An 18,146-nucleotide genomic window follows, 5' to 3' on the forward strand; every position below is an offset into this window, starting at 1 on the left:
ACCGGAGGACGCGCAACGTGGCGCAGTCCACAGCGGGCCGTCGCGGATCAAGCTGTCGCGACGGCCGAACGCCCGCGACAATGCCAGTCAATGGCTTTGTCGTCTAAATGGCTTTGTCGCCTTTTGACGTCGGGTCGTTCGTGCCGCTGGACAGGCACGCTCGTTCTCCACTGCGGGGCGGTCGGTGCGCCGTTCCCGGTGAGCGGGTCGTAGAAGCACTAACCGATGGGCGAGGGGTACGCATGACCGACACCGGCCAGATCCCGGCCGAGGGGCTGCCGGAGAACGCAGGCATGGTGGAACAGCCAGGCGTTCCCGCGCACGGCGCGTACACCTACCTCTCCGAGACCACCACCGAGGACGAGGACCTGCTGCTCCTTCCGGGCGCCCAGGGCGCCTGGGGCAACGAGGTCCCGCCCCCTGCCCCCGAGCCCGTTTTCGAGACGGTTCATGAGCCGGTCCCGCAGGAAGCGGTGGCTTACGAGCCGGGCCTGCACGAGGCTGCCGCGCAGGAGCCTGGTGTGTACGAGGCCGCTCCACGGGAACCCGCTCCGCATGAGGCCGGTGCGTACGAGGCTCCCTTGCCCGAGCCGGCTGCGCACGAGGCTGCGTCGCAGCAGCCGGTTGGGCATGAGGCTGTTCCGTCCGAGGCCGCCGTGCATGAGCCGGGTCCGCACGAGACGGCCGGTCGTGACAGTGGTTCCGTCGATCTGGGGGGAGTCCGGCTGACCGCACCGCCGCCGCCCGCGCCGGTCCCGCCACGCCGTCCGCTGCACCTCGGCCCGCCCCTTCCCGACACCTCCGCGAGCCCGGTCCGCTCCCTCGCCGACCGCGGTCCCGCCGGGGCGCCGGTACGGCAGGCGGGCCCGCCCGCGACCGGCCCCGAGTACTTCGACGCACCCCAGCTCCGCGACCTGCCCCCGCAGGGCGCGGTTCCCTGGGGCGCCCAGGTTCCGGTGAGCGCCGGGGTGCCGACAGCGGAAACGGTTGTTCCTGTTGGCAAACCGGAGGGCCAGTTCGTCGGCGAGTTCGTCGGCGGGGGAATCGCCATGGCCCTGGACGCCGGGGTGGTCGTGCCCGAGCCCGAGCCGGGTCTCGTCATGGCCGCGGGTGCGAGCGCCGGCAAGGACGCCGACCTGGCACAGGCTCCCGACACGGGTGGGGCGTGGCAGGGGCACGGGCAGTCGTTCAACGGTGAGCCCGCGGCGGCTTTCGCCCACGTGAGCACGGAGGGCTCCGGGCACGCCGGTGTCGGTTTCGCCGAGGTGGGTCAACTGCCGGAGGGCGCCGAGGGGTTGGGTGCCGAGCAGGCCCAGGTGCAGCCGCCGGTGCAGGCCGAGGCGCAGGCGCAGGCGGAGGCGCAGGCCCCAGTGCAGGCGCAGGCGCAGGCGGAGGTGCCGGGCCCCGACGCCGGGTTCGTGCCTGGCGGTGACGGGCACGGTGGTGACGGGCACGGTGGTGACGCCGGGTTCGTGCCGGAGGGTGCGGGTGCCTTCGAGGCTGTGCCGGTTCCCGAGGCCGCGTTTGTCGTGGATGCCGTGCAGGAGTCGACGCCGGTCGCTGTGCCGGCTCCCGTGCCGGGTGCCGGTGCCGGTGCCGGTGCCGGTGCCGGTGCCGGTGTCGATGTCGCGCCGGAGCCTGAGGCCGTGCCGGTTCCCGAGGAGGCGTTCGCTTCTGAGGGTGCGGTGTTGCCGGAGGCCGTTCCTGTGGCGGGAGCCGAGGAGGGCTTCGACGCCGGGTTCGCCGCCGCTGACGAGCAGGTGCCCCAGGCCGTACTCGCGCAGGCCCCCGATGAAGTGCTCGCGCAGGAGGTCGCGCCCGAGCCGGTGTTGGTTCAGGACGCCGTGCAGGCGCCCGAGGCCGTAGTTGTTCCGGAGCCGGTCCAGGCAGCGAGCCTCGTATACGCCCCCGCTCCTGACCAGGTTCTCGAAGTCCCTCCGGCCCCCGAGATCACCCCGGTCGACGAGGCCGCGGTCATCCAGGAAGCCGAGCCAGCTCCGGCCGCTTTCACGGGAGTTGAGGCACCGCTCGCCTCCGAAGCCGCACCTCTTGCCGAGCCCGAGCCCGAAGCCGAAGCAACACCGGCCCCCGAGCCCGTCGTAGCCGCCGAATCTCATGTAGCGGAGACGCCGGTCCCCGAGGAAGCCACCCTCGCAACCGAAGCCCCGCTGGAGCCCGAGCCGCAGCCGGAGTTGCGGTCTCAGCCGCAGCCCCGCCCGGACGACTCCCTCGGCCGCTTCGTCCCGGTGGAGGGCTCCGTGCCCACCACCCCCCACCTCGCGCCGACCCCGCCGCACCCGCTCGTGCTTCCCGCGGAGGAGCGACCGGGCGTTGCAGAGGAGCCCTTCGCCGCCGTCCCCGCCCCCCGTGAGGCGGACCCGGAGCTCGTACAGCACGCGGACGACCTGGACACCCGGGCCGCTGATCAGGAAGAAGAGAGCGCGGCCGTAGTGGAAGCGGAAGACGTACGAGAGTCCACCGGCCCTGCCGCGCCCGCCTACAACGACGCCGAGCGCGAGGCCGTGCTCAAGGTGATGCGTGAGCGTCGGGACATCCGCAACGGCTTCCGCAGCGACCCGATCCCGCACGACGTGCTGTTGCGGGTGCTGGAGGCGGCGCACACCGCGCCGTCCGTCGGGCACTCTCAGCCGTGGGACTTCGTCGTCATCCGGTCCGCGGACACCCGCCGGAACATGCACGAACTGGCGCAGAGCCAGCGCGAGGCGTACGCGAAGTCGCTGCCGAAGGGCAGGGCGAAGCAGTTCAAGGAACTGAAGATCGAGGCGATCCTCGACACCCCGGTGAACATCGTCGTCACCGCCGACCCGACCCGCGGCGGCCGGCACACCCTGGGTCGGCACACGCAGCCGCAGATGGCGCCGTACTCCGCCGCGCTCGCCGTCGAGAACCTCTGGCTCGCCGCCCGCGCCGAGGGCCTCGGTGTCGGCTGGGTCAGCTTCTTCGACGAGCGTGAGATGGTCCGCGCGCTCGGCCTGCCGGAGCACCTGGAGGTCATCGCGTACCTCTGCGTCGGCTACGTCGACGAGTTCCCGGACGAGCCCGAACTGATGCAGGCCGGCTGGTCCAAGCGCCGTCCCCTGTCGTGGGTCGTGCACGAGGAGACCTACGGCCGTCGGGCACTGCCCGGCGAGGACCCGCACGACCTGCTCGCGGAGACCGTCGCCGGTATCCGCCCGCTGGACGCGAAGGCGCTCGGCGAGGCGTGGGAGCGGCAGAAGCGGATGACGAAGCCGCCGGGCTCGCTCGGCATGCTGGAGATCATCTCCGCGCAGTTGTCGGGCCTGTCCCGGCAGTGCCCGCCGCCGATCCCGGAGCCCGCGGCCGTCGCGATCTTCGCGGGCGACCACGGTGTGCACGCGCAAGGGGTCACCCCTTGGCCGCAGGAGGTCACGGCCCAGATGGTCGCCAACTTCCTTGGCGGCGGGGCGGTTTGCAACGCCTTCGCGAGCCAGGTGGGCGCCGAGGTGTGCGTCGTGGATGTCGGCGTGGCCTCCGAACTCCCGTCCACGCCCGGCCTGTTGCCCCGCAAGATCCGTGCCGGTACGTCCGACATGACGACCGGTCCCGCGATGTCCCGCGAGGAGGCCAAGCAGGCCATCGAGGTGGGCATCGAGACGGCCCGCGACCTGGTCGCGGCCGGCAACAAGGCTCTGCTCACAGGTGAGATGGGCATCGCGAACACCACCGCGTCCGCGGTCCTGATCTCGGTGTTCACGGACACCGACCCGGCGGAGGTGACGGGCCGCGGTACCGGCATCAACGACGAGACCCTGGCCCGCAAGACGGAGGTCGTGCGCCGCGCGATCGAACTCCACCAGCCGGACCCGGCCGACCCCATCGGCGTCCTCGCCGCGGTCGGCGGCTTCGAACACGCGGCCATGGTCGGCCTGTTGCTCGGTGGCGCGTCCTTGCGTACGCCGGTGATCCTGGACGGCGTCAGCGCGGGCGCGGCGGCTCTCGTGGCCCGCGCGATCGCCCCCGAGGTCCTCGCGGCCTGCATCGCGGGCCACCGCAGCGCGGAACCGGGTCACGTGGCGGCACTGAACAAGCTCGGCCTGCGCCCCTTGGTCGACCTGGACCTCCGCCTCGGCGAGGGCACGGGCGCGCTGCTGGCCCTGCCGCTGGTGCAGAGCACGGCGCGGGCGATGCACGAGGTGGCGACGTTCGATTCCGCAGGGGTGACGGAAAAGTAGGCGCCCATGGTCCGTGCCCACTCGTTCCGCAGGACGGAACGAGTGGGCACGGACCACGCATCCGCGGTCGGCTACGGCGGCTCAGCCCCTGGACCGGCTGCGCCGCCGTAGCACCCTGCCCTTAAAATCTGCGCGTCAGGGCCACCCCACGCCGTAAAAGAGGAGCCGCACCCTCATGGCCGAAAACCCCGCCTACCCCGTAGGCCTCCGCCTCACCGGCCGCAGGGTCGTCGTCCTCGGCGGCGGCCAGGTCGCCCAGCGCCGCCTCCCGGCGCTGATCGCGGCGGGCGCGGACGTCACCCTCGTGTCCCCCGAGGCAACCCCTTCCGTGGAGGCGATGGCGGACGCGGGCGAGATCACCTGGGAGCGCCGTTCCTACGCGGAAGGCGACCTCGCGAACGCCTGGTACGCCCTGATCGCCACCACGGACCCGGAGGCGAACAGCCGGGCCTCCGCCGAAGCGGAGACGAACCGCGTCTGGTGCGTCCGCTCCGACGATGCCGACCAGGCCACCGCATGGACCCCGGCGACGGGCCACAGCGAGGGCGTGACGGTCGCCGTGCTCACCACGAACGTGCGCGGTCGCGACCCCCGCCACACCGCCGCGATCCGCGACGCGGTCGTCGCGGGCCTGCGCGACGGCACCCTCGTCGCCCCCCACCACCGCACCCGCACGGCGGGCGTCGCCCTGGTCGGCGGCGGCCCCGGCGACCCGGACCTGATCACGGTCCGCGGTCGCCGCCTCCTCGCCGAGGCCGACGTCGTCATCGCCGACCGCCTCGGCCCCCGCGACCTCCTCGCCGAACTCCCCCCGCACGTCGAGGTGATCGACGCGGCGAAGATCCCGTACGGCCGCTACATGGCCCAGGAGGCCATCAACAACGCCCTGATCGAACACGCCAAACAGGGCAAGTCGGTCGTACGGCTGAAGGGTGGCGACCCCTACGTCTACGGCCGCGGCATGGAGGAGGTCCAGGCGCTGGCGGAGGCCGGCATCCCGTGCACGGTCGTCCCCGGCATCTCCAGCTCGATCTCGGTCCCCGGTGCAGCGGGCATCCCGGTCACCCACCGGGGTGTCGCACACGAGTTCACGGTGGTCAGCGGCCATGTGGCCCCTGACGACGAGCGCTCCTTGGTCGACTGGCCGTCCCTCGCCAAGCTCACCGGCACGCTGGTGGTCCTCATGGGCGTGGACAAGATCGGAAAGATCGCCGAAACCCTGATCGCGCACGGCAAGCCGGCCGACACCCCGGTCGCCCTGATCCAGGAGGGCACGACGGCCGCCCAGCGCCGCGTGGACGCGACGCTCGCGACGGTCGGCGAGACGGCACGCGCCGAGGACGTGAAGCCGCCGGCGGTGATCGTCATCGGCGCGGTCGTCGCCGTGGGCCCGAGGACGGCCGAGTAATCCGCGGCATCTGCGTAACCCCGGGTAACACAACCCGTTCCCAGCCGTTGGCACCACACCCAGGACAAGGCAGTATCACCCTGTGGCCGATCTCATCACCGTTGAGGATCCCGACGACCCGCGCCTGCGTGACTACACGGGCCTGACCGACGTAGAGCTGCGCCGCAAGCGTGAACCGGCCGAGGGCCTGTTCATCGCCGAGGGCGAGAAGGTCATCAGACGGGCCAAGGACGCGGGCTACGAGATGCGCTCGATGCTGCTGTCCGCGAAGTGGGTCGACGTCATGCGGGACGTCATCGACGAACTCCCGGCCCCCGTCTACGCGGTGAGCCCGGAACTGGCCGAACGCGTCACGGGCTACCACGTCCACCGAGGCGCACTCGCCTCCATGCAACGCAAACCGCTCCCCACGGCGGATGAACTCCTCCAGAGCACCCGCAGGGTCGTCGTCATGGAGTCGGTCAACGACCACACCAACATCGGCGCGATCTTCCGCTCGGCGGCGGCACTGGGCATGGACGCGGTCCTGCTGTCCCCGGACTGCGCGGACCCGCTCTACCGCCGCAGCGTGAAGGTCTCCATGGGTGCGGTCTTCTCGGTCCCGTACGCCCGCCTGGACAGCTGGCCCAAGGGCCTGGAGTCGGTCCGAGAGGCGGGCTTCACCCTCCTGGCCCTCACTCCCGACGAAAAGGCGAAGAGCCTGGACGAGGCGGCCCCGCACCGGATGGACCGGGTGGCCCTGATGCTGGGAGCCGAGGGCGACGGCCTGTCGACCCAGGCCCTGGTCGCCGCCGACGAATGGGTCCGCATCCCCATGGCCCACGGCGTCGACTCCCTCAACGTGGGCGCCGCGGCCGCGGTCGCCTTCTACGCGGTGGCCACCGGCCGCCCCGAACTCTAGGAGCCCGCTTGGCCCCGCGCGAGGCGATCGTCGCCGTCCTCCGACGAGCGGACCGGGTCCTGGTCATCCGCCGAGGCCCGGACTCGGCCCGCGCCGGCTACTGGGCACCCCTCAGCGGCAAACTGGAACCAGGCGAAACCCAGGAAGAAGCCCTGGTCAGAGAGGTCAAGGAGGAGGTAGGCCTAACGGTCTCCCCCCGCTCCAAGGTCTGGCAGTCCGACGCGGCCGACGGCACCTTCCGCCTCCACTGGTGGACCGCCACGGAAACGGGCAACGGCACGATCGTCCCCGACCCGGGCGAGGTGTCGGAGGTCCGTTGGGTGACGCCGGAGGAGTTCCTGAGGATGACTCCCGCGTTCGACGCGGACCGGGAGTTCTTCGAGGACGTGCTGCCGGGGTTGTAGGCGTTCATCATTCAGGGCGGGGCGCCGCGATCGAGCCGGTTCGGTATTCACTTTCCAGCGCAGGCCGCCACCATCAGCCCGTCCGGCGTTCGAGGACGAGCCGTTCAGGCCGACGGGGGTCCGGGGGCGGAGCCCCTGGGCGGGGCGGAAGGGGCGGCGGCCCCTGGGGATGGGACGGGTAGGGGCGGCGGGGGCGAAAGAACCACCACCGACCCCCGCTACTCGGTGACCCCGTACAGCCCGTCCGAAACCGAACCATCCGCCCCCACGACACTCCCGTGCCCCGTACGCCCAAGCCCATGAGCCGGCCCCGAACACCCCTGAGCCACCGCGATCCCCAGCGCGACCAGCAACGTCACCACGACGAACACGAACAACCGCTGCCGCAGCAACCGCGGATTCGCGGGCCGCCGCCCGGTTCCCGTCGTCCGCGGCCCCGACCGCCCGGCACCACTGCGAGGCGCGGGACGACTCCCGCTGCCGGACCGGGTGTTGTTCCGCCCAGCCGGAGTCGGCCGTGCCTGACCGGCCCGGGACGGCACCCCACCCGCACGCGACGGACTACCACCACCCCGCGACGGACCACCGCCACCCCGGGACGACGGCGCGGCACCACGAGGCGTCGGCGTCCCCTGAGAACCCTGAGGATTCTGCGGCCGCCGCTGCCCCTGGGTACGCTGCTGCTCCGGATAACTGTCGGTGAGCCGCCCGGTAGGCCGATCCGCCTCCGCCGCACGCGGCCCCGGTGGCCGCACATCGGCCATCCCCTGAGCCTCACGCGCGGCGATCTCCTTGAGCCGCAAGGACAGTTGGAGCGTGCTGGGCCGCTCCTCGGGATCCTTCGCGAGGCACGCGCGGACGAGCGGCGCGAGCGCGTCCGGCACCCCGTGCAGCTGCGCCTCCTCGTGCACCACGCGGTACAGCATGACCTCGGAACTACCGTGCCCGAAGGGCGAGTCGGAGGTCGAGGCGTAAGCGAGCGTGGCCCCGAGCGAGAACACATCGGTGGCCGGAGTGACCGCGGCGCCCCGCACCTGTTCGGGCGCGAGGAACCCGGGCGAACCCACCGCCGTACCGACATGCGTGAGCGTCGACGCACCGGTCGCCCAGGCGATACCGAAGTCGATGATCCGCGGACCCTTGGGGGAGAGGAGGATGTTCGACGGCTTGAGATCCCGATGGACGACCCCGGCTTCATGCACCGCGACGAGCCCCTCGGACAGGGCGGCTCCGATGGCGGCGACCTCGGCCGCACCGAGCGCCCCCTCGTCGGCGACCTTGTCGTGCAGGGACGGCCCGGGCACGTACTGAGTGGCGAACCACGGCCGATCAGCCTCAAGATCCGCCGCGACCAGCCGAGCGGTGCACCCACCGCGAATCCGCCGGGCGGCCCCGACCTCGCGTGCGAACCGCGAACGGAACTCCTGGTCCTCCGCCAGATCCGGCCGGATGACCTTCAGCGCGACCCGCTGACCCTTGCGGTCGGAGCCCAGATAGACGACGCCCATTCCGCCCGCGCCGAGCCGTCTGTGAAGCCTGAACGAGCCGACGACGCGCGGGTCCTCGCGCCTCAGGCGCATCATCGCCATGTTCATCCCCGCTGCCCGGTCCGTGTGACGAGCGACAGCTTACGTTTCCACGGCCGCCCGCGCGCAAAGGCCGCGCCCTCTCGAACCGACGGATTGTCAGTGCCGGGTGGGAAACTTGAAGAGTGGTCAGAGGCGTTGCGAGCAGCAGGACTTCACACCGCGTCGGACCCCAACCAACCATCACAGAAGGGGGATTGAGCGCGTGAAGGGTGATCGCGTCGAGATAGTGGTGGACGCCGGCGACACAACACGTACCTACGAGGTGGTGGCGAGCAGGGCGGGCCGTCGGGTGGAGACGGCGGTGCGCCGAGGGGTGGTGGAAGTGAGCGAAGTCACCCGCAGTGGCTCGGTCGTCCGCACCGCCCGCTTCATGGCGACCAGGGTCCTCGCCCTGGTCGAGCAGCCGGTCCCGCGCGAGGACAGCTCAGAGAAAGCGGGGCACACCGGACTACCCCTCCGGGAAGACCCCGAGACGTAGGACCCGGTCTCCACCCAGGGGAGTACTCCGCAGGTCATCGCTCATCCTCCGGGAGGCCCGCCAATCGGTACGAGGGCATGACGACCCGCACCCGCCGCACGCCTAGATTTGAGGTCAAGCGGCGGGTGCAGCACTCGTCCCCCGAGGTCAGACACCCGCCGCTGCCAACGACAACTGAGCTAGGTCAACGGAGCACGGTCAGGAGAGGGACCATGGCCCATACGGCACCGCGGGCATTGATCCGCGAAGAGGGACGCAAGGCGTACAACGCGGCCTTCCACACCCGCCGCACGGGCCGTCGCCACCCACTGGTGGCGACCTTGATGGCACTTCCCCTGGCGGTCCTGCTCCTGGTCGTCTTCGACGGCTGGGAGACCGTGGCCACACAGGCGTCGTCCGTGGGAGTGATGCTGGGGCGCTGAGCGGCGACCCCAGGCCCGGAAGAGCGGTCCGGGCGGGGACATCAGCCCATGAAACCCCGTGGGGACGGGGGTGCGGCGGACGGCAAAAAAAGCCGGCGCAGCTGGGGAGCTGCGCCGGCTTTGCCATGCCCTGAGGCGCCCTGGGTGCAGCGCCCCAAAGGGGCACGGGAACCGCGCGACCGGCCCCCACCGGCCTGCGGCGAAGCCACCTGCCCAGCCGTACGCTCCCAACGAGAGCCGTACGACCCGAGGGGCCCCGTGATCACCCACCAGTTGCTGCCGGCGCTGACAGCCCGAGCCGGAACCGCGGCACACGCCCGAACCCCCAGCTGCCCCTGCGGAGCAACCCGTACCCTCACCGACCGCCCCGACGGCACAGTTGTCCGCCACGAGGACACCGTCGCGAAGGCCCACGCCCCGCACACGGACCCCGCCGACCTCGCGGCCCGCCTCACCACGGCCGACGCCCTCCCCGGCATCCTCCTGCCCCCGCTCGACCCCACCCCCCTCCACCTGCACGACCGCTTGGTGACGTGCTGGCCCTACGGCACTCCCGTGGACCCGGACGACCCGGACGCGGCCCCCTGGGAAGCGGCGGCCACCCTCCTCGCCCAGCTCCACCGCACACCGCCCCCCACCCGGCTCCCACCCATGCGAGGCCCCCTCAAGGCGGTCCGAGCGATCACCCGGCTCCGCGAGGCCGGCCCCCACCCCGCGGCCGCTCCCGTCCTGCACGCCTGGACGCGGCTCCCCGCCTGGGCCCGCGCGGAGGCACCCCAGCCGGACACCACCACCCTCTGCCACGGCGACCTGCACCTAGGCCAACTCGTCCGCCACCCGGCCCCCGACGGCCCGTGGCTGCTGATCGACGTCGACGACCTGGGCGTAGGAGTCCCGGGCTGGGACCTCGCCCGCCCCGCCGCCTGGTACGCCTGCGGACTGCTCCCGCCCGACGAGTGGACCTGTTTCCTGACCGCGTACCGCGGGGCGGGCGGCCCGGCCGTCCCCGCGGACGGCGACCCCTGGCTCGCCCTGGACGTTCCCGCCCGCGCGCTCACCGTCCAGACCGCCGCCCTGGCGATCGTCAAGGCGGTCGCGGCGGACCGCCCGCTGGACGAGGTGGAGCTGGCCGTCGTGGACGCGTGTGACCGAATGGGTTCCGTACCGGCCGAGTTGGCGCCCGAATCCGCGAAGTAGGGTGCAACCGACCGGGGTCGGACGGAGTCTGTCCTGGGGAAACACCAAGATGTACCGACGGGCGAGGAGTTGAGCCGAGCATGCAGTGTCCGAAGTGCCATGCGCCGATGCACACGTACAACCGCAACGGTGTCCAGATCGAGCAGTGCAGCAACTGCCGGGGGATCTTCCTCGACTACGGCGAGCTGGAGGCGCTGACCCGCGTGGAGTCCCAGTGGCAGCAGCCCGCCCCGCCGCCCCCGGGCCCGCAGGCCTACCCGGCCCCGTCCGCGCCCGCCTGGGGCGCCCCGCACGGCGGCGGTCACGGTGGTGGCCACTACGGCGGTCACGGCGGCCACCACCGCCACAAGAGCTTCGGCCACATGCTGTTCTCCAGCTGACCGGCACACGAAGAAGCCCCCGGACGCGGTGAGCGCCGGGGGCTTCGGTGTGTGGACGATACTGGGATTGAACCAGTGACCTCTTCCGTGTCAGGGAAGCGCTCTCCCGCTGAGCTAATCGTCCTCGGGACCATGATCCGGGGATCATGGGCGGTGCGTGCGCGATACTGGGATTGAACCAGTGACCTCTTCCGTGTCAGGGAAGCGCTCTCCCGCTGAGCTAATCGCGCGGGGATCCTTGCGGACCAGTGGACGATACTGGGATTGAACCAGTGACCTCTTCCGTGTCAGGGAAGCGCTCTCCCGCTGAGCTAATCGTCCTTGGAGGTGGAGACGGGATTTGAACCCGTGTAGACGGCTTTGCAGGCCGTTGCCTCGCCTCTCGGCCACTCCACCAGGAGTGCGGGGGGTCGGGAAGATCCCCCACTTTCCTGCGAGCGGACGACCAGGTTCGAACTGGCGACCTCAACCTTGGCAAGGTTGCGCTCTACCAACTGAGCTACGTCCGCTTGTCGTTTCCGCTCGGCTTGCGCGTCGCGGCGACGAGTTGAACTCTAGCGGATTCCCGGGCCAGTACAAAAACGCGTTTGTGCAGCGTGCTGGCCTGCGACTACGGGAACACATGGTCAGGGCACCCGCGGTGACATGGCCGGGCAACCTGTGAGACACCCGCCATAGACTCGACGACGTGTTCCGCCTCACCCCTCTCGCCCGTTTCGGCGGCCGTGTCGCCACCGGTCTCCTCGATGTCACCAGCGATCCCGCGGCCCTGGACTCCAGCGGCTTCTGGGCGGTCGCGGCCGACTTCGAGGGCCGTCTGACCTGCGCGCGCTTCCGCGACGTACGCCACGAACCGGTCCCGGCACCAGCCCCCGGCGCCTGGCACGCCCCCGCGGCCGAGGCCTGGAGCTCCTCCCTCGACCGCGCCGCCTACACCGCCGGCGTCCGCCGCATCCGGGACCACATCGCGGCCGGCGAGGTCTACCAGGCCAACCTGTGCCGCGTCCTGTCCGCACCGGTCGCCCCCGACGCCGACGTGGACGCCCTCACCGCCCTGCTCGCACGCGGCAACCCGGCGCCGTACGCAGGAACGATCCGCTTGCCCGACCACGGCGTCGAGATAGCCACCGCCTCCCCCGAACTCTTCCTGCGCCGCACCGGCCGGGTCGTCGAGTCGGGCCCGATCAAGGGCACCGGGCGGACGGAGGCGGATCTGCTGGAGAAGGACTTCGCCGAGAACGTGATGATCGTGGACCTGGTCCGCAACGACCTCGGCCGCGTGTGCGCCACGGGGACCGTGACCGTGCCGGACCTGTGCGTCGTGGAGAAGCACCCGGGTCTGGTCCACCTCGTGTCGACGGTACGAGGCGAACTGCCCGCCGCCGCCGGTTGGCCGGAGCTGCTCGTCGCCGCCTTTCCGCCCGGGAGTGTCACCGGTGCGCCCAAGTCCAGTGCCCTGCGCATCATCGACACCTTGGAGACCGCGCCCCGGGGCCCCTACTGCGGGGGCATCGGCTGGGTCGACGCGGACCGGGGGACCGGTGAACTGGCCGTAGGCATCCGCACCTTCTGGATTGACCGCGCCGACGGCACGCTGCGTTTCGGCACCGGCGCGGGCATCACCTGGGGTTCGGACCCCGAGGGGGAGTGGCGGGAGACCGAGCTGAAGGCGTCCCGGCTGCTCGCGATAGCGTCGGGCGCGTACGAGGTGAGCGGAGAGGCTCTTTCATGAAGATCTGGCTCGACGGCGGGCTGCAGGACATCGAGTCCGCCCGTGTCTCCGTCTTCGACCACGGACTGACCGTGGGCGACGGCATTTTCGAGACGGTGAAGGTGACGGACGGCAAGACGTTCGCGCTGACCCGGCATCTCGACCGGCTGACCCGTTCCGCGCGCGGCCTCGGGCTGCCCGACCCCGACCTGGACGAGGTCCGCCGCGGCTGCGCGGCCGTCCTCGACGCCGGTCCGCTGCCGCTCGGCCGGCTCCGGATCACGTACACCGGCGGCCACGGCCCCCTCGGCTCCGACCGCGGCGAGCACGGCCCGACCCTCGTGGTCGCCCTCGGCGAGACGAAATACCGCCCCGACTCCACGGCCGCCGTCACGGTCCCCTGGACCCGCAACGAACGCGGCGCCCTCACCGGCCTCAAGACGACCTCCTACGCCGAGAACGTCGTCGCCCTCGCCCGCGCCCACCAACACGGCGCCTCCGAGGCCCTGTTCGCCAACACGGTCGGCCAACTCTGCGAGGGCACGGGGTCGAACGTCTTCGTCGTCCTGGACGGCGAGATCCACACCCCGCCGGTCGCCTCGGGATGCCTCGCCGGCATCACCCGCGCCCTGACCGTCGAATGGACCGGCGCCAAGGAGACCGACCTGCCGCTGGACGTCCTGAAACGCGCCGACGAGGTCTTCCTCACGTCGTCGCTGCGGGACGTACAGGCCGTCCACCTGGTCGACGAGCGTCAACTCCCGGGTACCGCAGGGCCGGTGACCAGCAAGGCCATGCGCGTGTTCGACGAGCGGTCGGGCGACGACCTTGATCCATAAAAGCCCTCTCTGAGCGGGCTGACCTGGGGGTCCAGGTCGGGTAGAACACAGTTGATGACCACGACCCTGCGGCCGACCGAGCCGCTTCAGCGCGAGGCCGACGGGACGCGTTCACGCCGCTACCAGGTGTGTGTGAACAGCCGTTCCGTCGGCGCGATACACCTCGGCACGAGTGCGGTCTTCGGCGACTCGGTGGCCCAGATCCTGGACCTCCGTATCGAAGAGCAGGACGGCCGGCGCGGTCGGGGCACCGTGGCCGCACTCGCCGCCGAGGAGGTGGCGCGGGGCTGGGGCTGCGAGCGGATCGAGGCATCCGTGCCCGCGGTGGCGGAGGTGGCGCTCAAGATGGCGACCAGCCTCGGCTACGTCGTCCGCAACCGCCACCTGGAGAAGTCCCTCGGCGACACCGGGCCCGAGCTGCCCGCGGGGAGCCGGGGGCGGCCCATGACCCAGGAGGAGTTCGGCCCCTGGCTGGAGCGGGACACGGAGACCTTCATCCAGAGCTGGACCGAGCGCGGGGTGCCCGAGGCCGAGGCCCGGACCAGGGCTCTGGAGGGCACCGCCGCCCTGCTGCCCGACGGACTGGCCACCGAGGGCATGCTCTTCAGCGTCCTGGAGCACGAGGGCGCCGCGGTCGGCACGCTCTGGACGGGCCCCCGTGACGGCAAGGCCTTCGTCAACAAGGCCGAGGTCGACGCGCGACACAGGGGCAGGGGCCACGGCCGCACCCTGATGCTCCTGGCCGAGGCACAGGGCGTCGCGGCCGGTCTGCCGACCATCCGCCTGAACGTCTTCGCGGGCAACACGCCCGCCGAGCGGCTCTACGAATCACTCGGCTACGAGACGGTCACCCACCACCTGTACAAGAGCCTGCTCTGAGAATCGGTCCGAGGCTCACTCGCCCCCGGCGAGCAACCGGTCGGCGATCTCCTCGATGCGGGCGCGGAGCCCTTCCTGGCTCTTGCCGCCGTCGAGAAGCTCGCCGCCGATGACATACGTCGGGGTGCCGGTCACGCCGATGGCCTTGCCCTCGGCCTGGTCGGCGTCGACGATCAGGATGTGCCGCCCGTCGATCAGGGCGGTGTCGAACTCCTCGGCGTCCAGACCGAGTTCACCGGCCACCGCGACCAGGAAGGGTTCTCCCTCACGGTCCAGCTCCGCGACCCGGCCGAGCACGGCCTCGACGTAGTCCCAGCCCCGCCCCTGCTCTACGGCCTCCTCGGCGGCCTGCGCGGCGGCGAACGCGTGCTTGTGCTTCTCCAGGGGGAAGTGCCGCAGCCGTACCTCCAGGCGGTCGCCGTAGCGGGCCCGCAGGGCGCGTACATCGTCCAGGGCGGTGTCGCAGTCCGGGCACTGGAGCTCGCACCAGACGTCGAGGACGGGGGTGCGCACGGAGGGGAGGTCACTCATGGGACCAGTCTCCCAGCCCCGGCCGCGCTCCTCGAACCGGGACCACGGGCCGCGTCCGTACGACGCCGACCGGCACCTGGGGAGGATGCGACCCGGAGATGTCCCTGATGTCCGACCGGGGCATGGCCTCCCGGGGACCGGACGGTGCAGGATGGAAGGGACGAAGTGCACGCTGCCCGATCGACCGCACGCTGTCCGATCCGAAACGTGCCCGACCGGCGCCTGTGCGCACTGGACCTGCCCGACCCGCACCCGCGTGCCGGGAGCGTGCCCGACCGGGCGCGACCGAGACCTGCCGACCGAACCACGCCTGGAGGACCGGATGATTGCCGAGACCGTCTGTTCCGCCGTCTCCGCGGCCGGCCTGGGCATCGCGGCGGTCACGGCGTACCGGAAGCGTTTTCTCTCCGCCGCCCGTATCGCCGCCTATTCGCTGGTGCCGGTCGGGCTGGTGATGACCGGGGTCGTCGGCTGGGCGGCCGACACCGCGTTCAGTCCTACGGCCTGGGCGGGTTTCGTGGTGCTGGGCGGCGCCTGGCTGCTCTTCATGGGCACACGTGCCGTGGAGCGCCGCCGCGGCGGTGGCGGCACCCGCAAGGAACGCAGGGCGGCCCGCGCTTCGGCTCAGCCCGACGCGGTGGCCCCGGCGGCCTCCGCCCCCTCCCTGGGACCGGCCAAGCGCCCGGCGACCCGGCCGGCGGCAGCGCCCCGCGCGCAGAGCGGGGACGACTTCAGCGACATCGAGGCCATCCTCAAGAAGCACGGCATATGACGGTCGGACGGGACCGCGACGGAAACGACACAGAGTGAGCCAGGTCCGCCGGTAAGCGTTCAGGAGTCGTCGCGACTCGAAACAGACATCACGGAATTCGGCGAACTCCCTCTCATAACGGGCGTGTTGATCGCGCCGGGGGTCTTCGCTGCGTCATCATCGCGGCGAGATGCTGGACACGACACAGAGCGACGCCGCGCCGCCGAAGGACGAGCCGCGCGGGTGCCTTTTCGCCCTTTCCCAGCCACCGCTGATGATCTTCCTAGCGGTGATCGGGTGTCTGCTGCTCATGGCCTCGCTGCACGACCTGCTGATGCTGTGAGCCGTACTCGTGGTCCCCGACGTCACCCGCCGGGGGCCACGAACTCATCGATTCCTTCGTGCCGAGTCGGGCGTCAGCCCGCCGCTTCCTTGCGTCGCGCCCGGTACGCGGCCACGTGCAGCCTGTTCCCGCAGGTCCGGCTGTCGCAGTACCTGCGGGAGCGGTTCCGGGAGAGGTCGACGAAGGCGCGCCGGCAGTCCGGGGCCTCACAGCGGCGCAGCCGCTCCTCCTCGCCGGCCACCACGAAGAACGCGAGCGCCATCCCGCAGTCGGCGGCGAGATGGTCGGCGACCGAGGCGCCCGGCGCGAAGTAGTGCACGTGCCAGTCGTAGCCGTCGTGGTCCGTGAGCCGGGGGGTGGTGCCCGCGGCGGCGACCAGGTCGTTGATCAGCCCGGCGGCGGTCCGGGGGTCCGGGGCCGAGAAGACCGCGGTGAACCGGCCGCGGATCTTGCGCACGGCGGAGAGGTCGAACTCCGACAGCACCCCGACATCGCTGATCTCGTGGTTTCGTACGAAATCCGCGAGCAGCGCGACATCCTGCAGTCCGTCCGGCGCCGCTGCGTCCTCCGGTGCGGTGTTCACCAGATCGACCACGGTGTCGAGGGCGCACCGGGTGTCGTGGGTGATCAGCACGTTTCGCTCCCTGGCCTGGGGGTCGGGCGGGCGCCCGCCGATGCTGGCCGATGGTAGTGGCTTCCCGGAGGGCGGCCCGCTGTCTCTAAGAACGGGACCGTGCCCCTCGCGGTTCCCCGGACCGGGCAGAGCGCTCCCGGGCGGGACCACGGAGAGTTCGCGCGGCCGGGAGCACGGAAGGTCCAGTGACCGGGTACCACGCGCACCGGCGCCGCCCCCGCGACGAATCGCGGCGACGGCGCCGGTGTGTGCCCTATGCGGTTGTCTAGGCCCGAGCCGTCTCCCCGAGTTCGGACGGCGCCGGGCGGCTTGGTTGGGACCTCGCGCTAGCTCTCCGCCAGGATGTGCGACAGCTCCTGATCCAGGTCGAAGTGCCGGTGCTCCGTGCCAGGTGGCACGGCGGCGTCCGTCCGCTTCAGGAAGGACTCCAGAGCCCGCGCGGGAGCCTCCAGCAGGGCTTCGCCCTCAGGAGAGCTCAGCGCGATGCAGACGACGCCCTGACCGTGACTACGGGATGGCCAGACACGGACGTCGCCTGTGCCGGTGGGCCGGTGGAGGCCCTCCGCGAGAAGGTCGCGGGCGAACACCCACTCGACGGTCTCCTCGGCTCCGGTGTGGAAGGTGGCGTGCACGGCGTAGGGGTCGGCCGTGTCGTACCTCAGGCCTGCGGGGACAGGCAGGGATGACTCGCTCGACACAACGAGGCGCAGGTGCAGCTCGCAGCTGACCGTGGTGTTCATAAGCGCCAGGGCCTTTCGCTCAGTGTGCGCTCGGGGATTCGCACGTCGGCGAAATCGACATGCCACCTACGGTGCCGTTGTAAACCCCTCTGAGTGTTTTGCGTGCCTTTACGTAACTCTTCCGGCCGAGGGCTCGATCGCTCCGTGGGGCCATTCCGGTGACTGGTTTCCCTCGGGTAGGGTTTGTCCGTATGAATACGGGGAGTGACGAGCCGGGTGGGGTTGTCGTGGCGTCGGACGGGGCGGCCGACGAGACGCGGTCGGACGGGGCGCGGGACGGGCAGGGGCTCGGTTCCAAGGCGCCGGAATTCATCAAGGCACGCCGCGCGCTGCACCTGAGCTGGCAGGTCGGCGTCTTCGTCATCGGCCTCGCGGTGGTCGTCGCCGGCATCATCATGCTGCCGCTGCCGGGACCCGGCTGGTTCGTGATCTTCGGCGGCATGGCGATCTGGGCGACCGAGTTCGTCTGGGCCCAGCTGGTGCTCCGCTGGACGAAGCGCAAGGTGACCGAAGCGGCACAGCGTGCGCTCGACCCCGCCGTACGCCGCCGCAACATCGTCCTGACCTCGGTCGGCCTGGTCATCGTGATCGCCCTGGTCGCCGTCTACCTCTGGAAGTTCGGCGTCGTGATGCCCTGGAAGATCAAGGACCAGTGATCCGCTGACGGTGTCCGGATGCCTTCCCGCGCTGGTCGGGGCACCCGCTGACATGGGGTAATGTTCTCC

At 71.3% G+C, this 18,146-nt stretch carries 18 protein-coding genes and 5 tRNA genes; 14 read left to right on the top strand and 9 right to left on the bottom strand.

Translation table 11 applies throughout. From position 1 onward, the window contains the following. Window positions 1–242 precede the first annotated feature (242 nt). The 4 genes from cobT (at window position 243) to OG226_RS39155 (ending at window position 6,927) form a co-directional block, all read left to right on the top strand. Window positions 243–4,214 carry a nicotinate-nucleotide--dimethylbenzimidazole phosphoribosyltransferase gene (gene cobT, locus OG226_RS39140; RefSeq protein WP_329351579.1) on the top strand — a complete coding sequence of 1,324 codons (3,972 nt, stop codon included), beginning with the start codon at window positions 243–245 and terminating at the stop codon, window positions 4,212–4,214. Between the two features lie 175 nt (window positions 4,215–4,389). Further along, window positions 4,390–5,622 carry a uroporphyrinogen-III C-methyltransferase gene (gene cobA / locus OG226_RS39145; protein WP_329351581.1) on the top strand — a complete coding sequence of 411 codons (1,233 nt, stop codon included), beginning with the start codon at window positions 4,390–4,392 and terminating at the stop codon, window positions 5,620–5,622. A gap of 82 nt (window positions 5,623–5,704) precedes the next feature. After that, window positions 5,705–6,523, top strand: coding sequence for a TrmH family RNA methyltransferase (locus tag OG226_RS39150; RefSeq protein ID WP_328684465.1), 819 nt, complete (start codon window positions 5,705–5,707; stop codon window positions 6,521–6,523). An 8-nt stretch (window positions 6,524–6,531) separates the two neighbouring features. Then, entirely contained in the window at window positions 6,532–6,927 is a 396-nt protein-coding gene (locus OG226_RS39155; protein WP_329351583.1) for an NUDIX hydrolase, read from the top strand. A gap of 218 nt (window positions 6,928–7,145) precedes the next feature. Here the strand turns inward: OG226_RS39155 and OG226_RS39160 are convergent, their stop codons facing one another. Further along, on the bottom strand, window positions 7,146–8,522 hold the full coding sequence (locus OG226_RS39160) for a serine/threonine-protein kinase (RefSeq protein WP_329351585.1): 1,377 nt from the start codon (window positions 8,520–8,522) through the stop codon (window positions 7,146–7,148). 196 nt (window positions 8,523–8,718) lie between these two features. On the opposite strand from OG226_RS39160, the gene OG226_RS39165 reads away from it, so the two are divergent. The 4 genes from OG226_RS39165 to OG226_RS39180 all read left to right on the top strand — a co-directional run bounded on the left by OG226_RS39165 (window position 8,719) and on the right by OG226_RS39180 (window position 10,993). Beyond that, the gene (locus OG226_RS39165) at window positions 8,719–8,994 is read left to right on the top strand and encodes a hypothetical protein (protein ID WP_033282228.1); all 276 of its coding nucleotides are present in this window, start codon (window positions 8,719–8,721) and stop codon (window positions 8,992–8,994) included. A 212-nt stretch (window positions 8,995–9,206) separates the two neighbouring features. Then, a complete protein-coding gene (locus OG226_RS39170) occupies window positions 9,207–9,416 on the top strand; it encodes a hypothetical protein (RefSeq protein WP_317888187.1) in 210 nt (69 codons plus the stop codon). A gap of 258 nt (window positions 9,417–9,674) precedes the next feature. Continuing rightward, window positions 9,675–10,613 (top strand): phosphotransferase family protein, encoded by a 939-nt coding sequence (locus tag OG226_RS39175; protein WP_328684468.1) that lies wholly within the window; start codon window positions 9,675–9,677, stop codon window positions 10,611–10,613. An 80-nt stretch (window positions 10,614–10,693) separates the two neighbouring features. Further along, complete coding sequence (locus OG226_RS39180; protein WP_078652509.1) at window positions 10,694–10,993, top strand: TFIIB-type zinc ribbon-containing protein; 300 nt, start codon at window positions 10,694–10,696, stop codon at window positions 10,991–10,993. Between the two features lie 52 nt (window positions 10,994–11,045). Here the strand turns inward: OG226_RS39180 and OG226_RS39185 are convergent. The 5 genes from OG226_RS39185 to OG226_RS39205 form a co-directional block, all read right to left on the bottom strand. Further along, window positions 11,046–11,117 (bottom strand) — tRNA-Val (locus tag OG226_RS39185). A 34-nt stretch (window positions 11,118–11,151) separates the two neighbouring features. Continuing rightward, a tRNA-Val gene (locus tag OG226_RS39190) sits at window positions 11,152–11,223 on the bottom strand. Window positions 11,224–11,242: 19 nt separating this feature from the next. Next, window positions 11,243–11,314: transfer RNA gene (locus OG226_RS39195), tRNA-Val, on the bottom strand. Window position 11,315: 1 nt separating this feature from the next. Beyond that, window positions 11,316–11,389 (bottom strand) — tRNA-Cys (locus OG226_RS39200). A gap of 40 nt (window positions 11,390–11,429) precedes the next feature. Further along, a tRNA-Gly gene (locus OG226_RS39205) sits at window positions 11,430–11,502 on the bottom strand. Between the two features lie 179 nt (window positions 11,503–11,681). Between OG226_RS39205 and OG226_RS39210 the strand changes: the two genes are divergently transcribed. The 3 genes from OG226_RS39210 to OG226_RS39220 are packed head-to-tail and all read left to right on the top strand — an operon-like array spanning window position 11,682 to window position 14,422. After that, window positions 11,682–12,725 carry a chorismate-binding protein gene (locus OG226_RS39210; protein ID WP_329351586.1) on the top strand — a complete coding sequence of 348 codons (1,044 nt, stop codon included), beginning with the start codon at window positions 11,682–11,684 and terminating at the stop codon, window positions 12,723–12,725. After that, entirely contained in the window at window positions 12,722–13,543 is an 822-nt protein-coding gene (locus OG226_RS39215; RefSeq protein WP_329351589.1) for an aminotransferase class IV, read from the top strand. The genes OG226_RS39210 and OG226_RS39215 overlap by 4 nt, the downstream gene beginning before the upstream one ends. A gap of 54 nt (window positions 13,544–13,597) precedes the next feature. Continuing rightward, complete coding sequence (locus OG226_RS39220; RefSeq protein WP_329351590.1) at window positions 13,598–14,422, top strand: GNAT family N-acetyltransferase; 825 nt, start codon at window positions 13,598–13,600, stop codon at window positions 14,420–14,422. Window positions 14,423–14,437: 15 nt separating this feature from the next. On the opposite strand, the gene OG226_RS39225 is transcribed toward OG226_RS39220, so the two are convergent. After that, window positions 14,438–14,953 (bottom strand): DsbA family protein, encoded by a 516-nt coding sequence (locus OG226_RS39225; protein WP_328684472.1) that lies wholly within the window; start codon window positions 14,951–14,953, stop codon window positions 14,438–14,440. Between the two features lie 322 nt (window positions 14,954–15,275). On the opposite strand from OG226_RS39225, the gene OG226_RS39230 reads away from it, so the two are divergent. Further along, the gene (locus OG226_RS39230) at window positions 15,276–15,725 is read left to right on the top strand and encodes a hypothetical protein (RefSeq protein ID WP_328686567.1); all 450 of its coding nucleotides are present in this window, start codon (window positions 15,276–15,278) and stop codon (window positions 15,723–15,725) included. Between the two features lie 169 nt (window positions 15,726–15,894). Beyond that, window positions 15,895–16,047, top strand: coding sequence for a hypothetical protein (locus OG226_RS39235; RefSeq protein ID WP_019059824.1), 153 nt, complete (start codon window positions 15,895–15,897; stop codon window positions 16,045–16,047). Between the two features lie 73 nt (window positions 16,048–16,120). Here the strand turns inward: OG226_RS39235 and OG226_RS39240 are convergent, their stop codons facing one another. Together OG226_RS39240 and OG226_RS39245 are read right to left on the bottom strand one after the other, a co-directional pair. Next, window positions 16,121–16,681 carry a CGNR zinc finger domain-containing protein gene (locus tag OG226_RS39240; protein ID WP_019059823.1) on the bottom strand — a complete coding sequence of 187 codons (561 nt, stop codon included), beginning with the start codon at window positions 16,679–16,681 and terminating at the stop codon, window positions 16,121–16,123. Window positions 16,682–17,007: 326 nt separating this feature from the next. Further along, on the bottom strand, window positions 17,008–17,421 hold the full coding sequence (locus OG226_RS39245; RefSeq protein ID WP_004002642.1) for an SsgA family sporulation/cell division regulator: 414 nt from the start codon (window positions 17,419–17,421) through the stop codon (window positions 17,008–17,010). Window positions 17,422–17,612: 191 nt separating this feature from the next. Here OG226_RS39245 and OG226_RS39250 point away from each other — a divergent pair, with 191 nt between their 5' ends. Then, window positions 17,613–18,077, top strand: a complete 465-nt coding sequence (locus OG226_RS39250) for a TIGR02611 family protein (RefSeq protein WP_329351592.1) — start codon at window positions 17,613–17,615, stop codon at window positions 18,075–18,077. Window positions 18,078–18,146: the final 69 nt, after the last annotated feature.

The organism is Streptomyces sp. NBC_01261 (assembly GCF_036226385.1).
GTDB lineage: Bacteria > Actinomycetota > Actinomycetes > Streptomycetales > Streptomycetaceae > Streptomyces.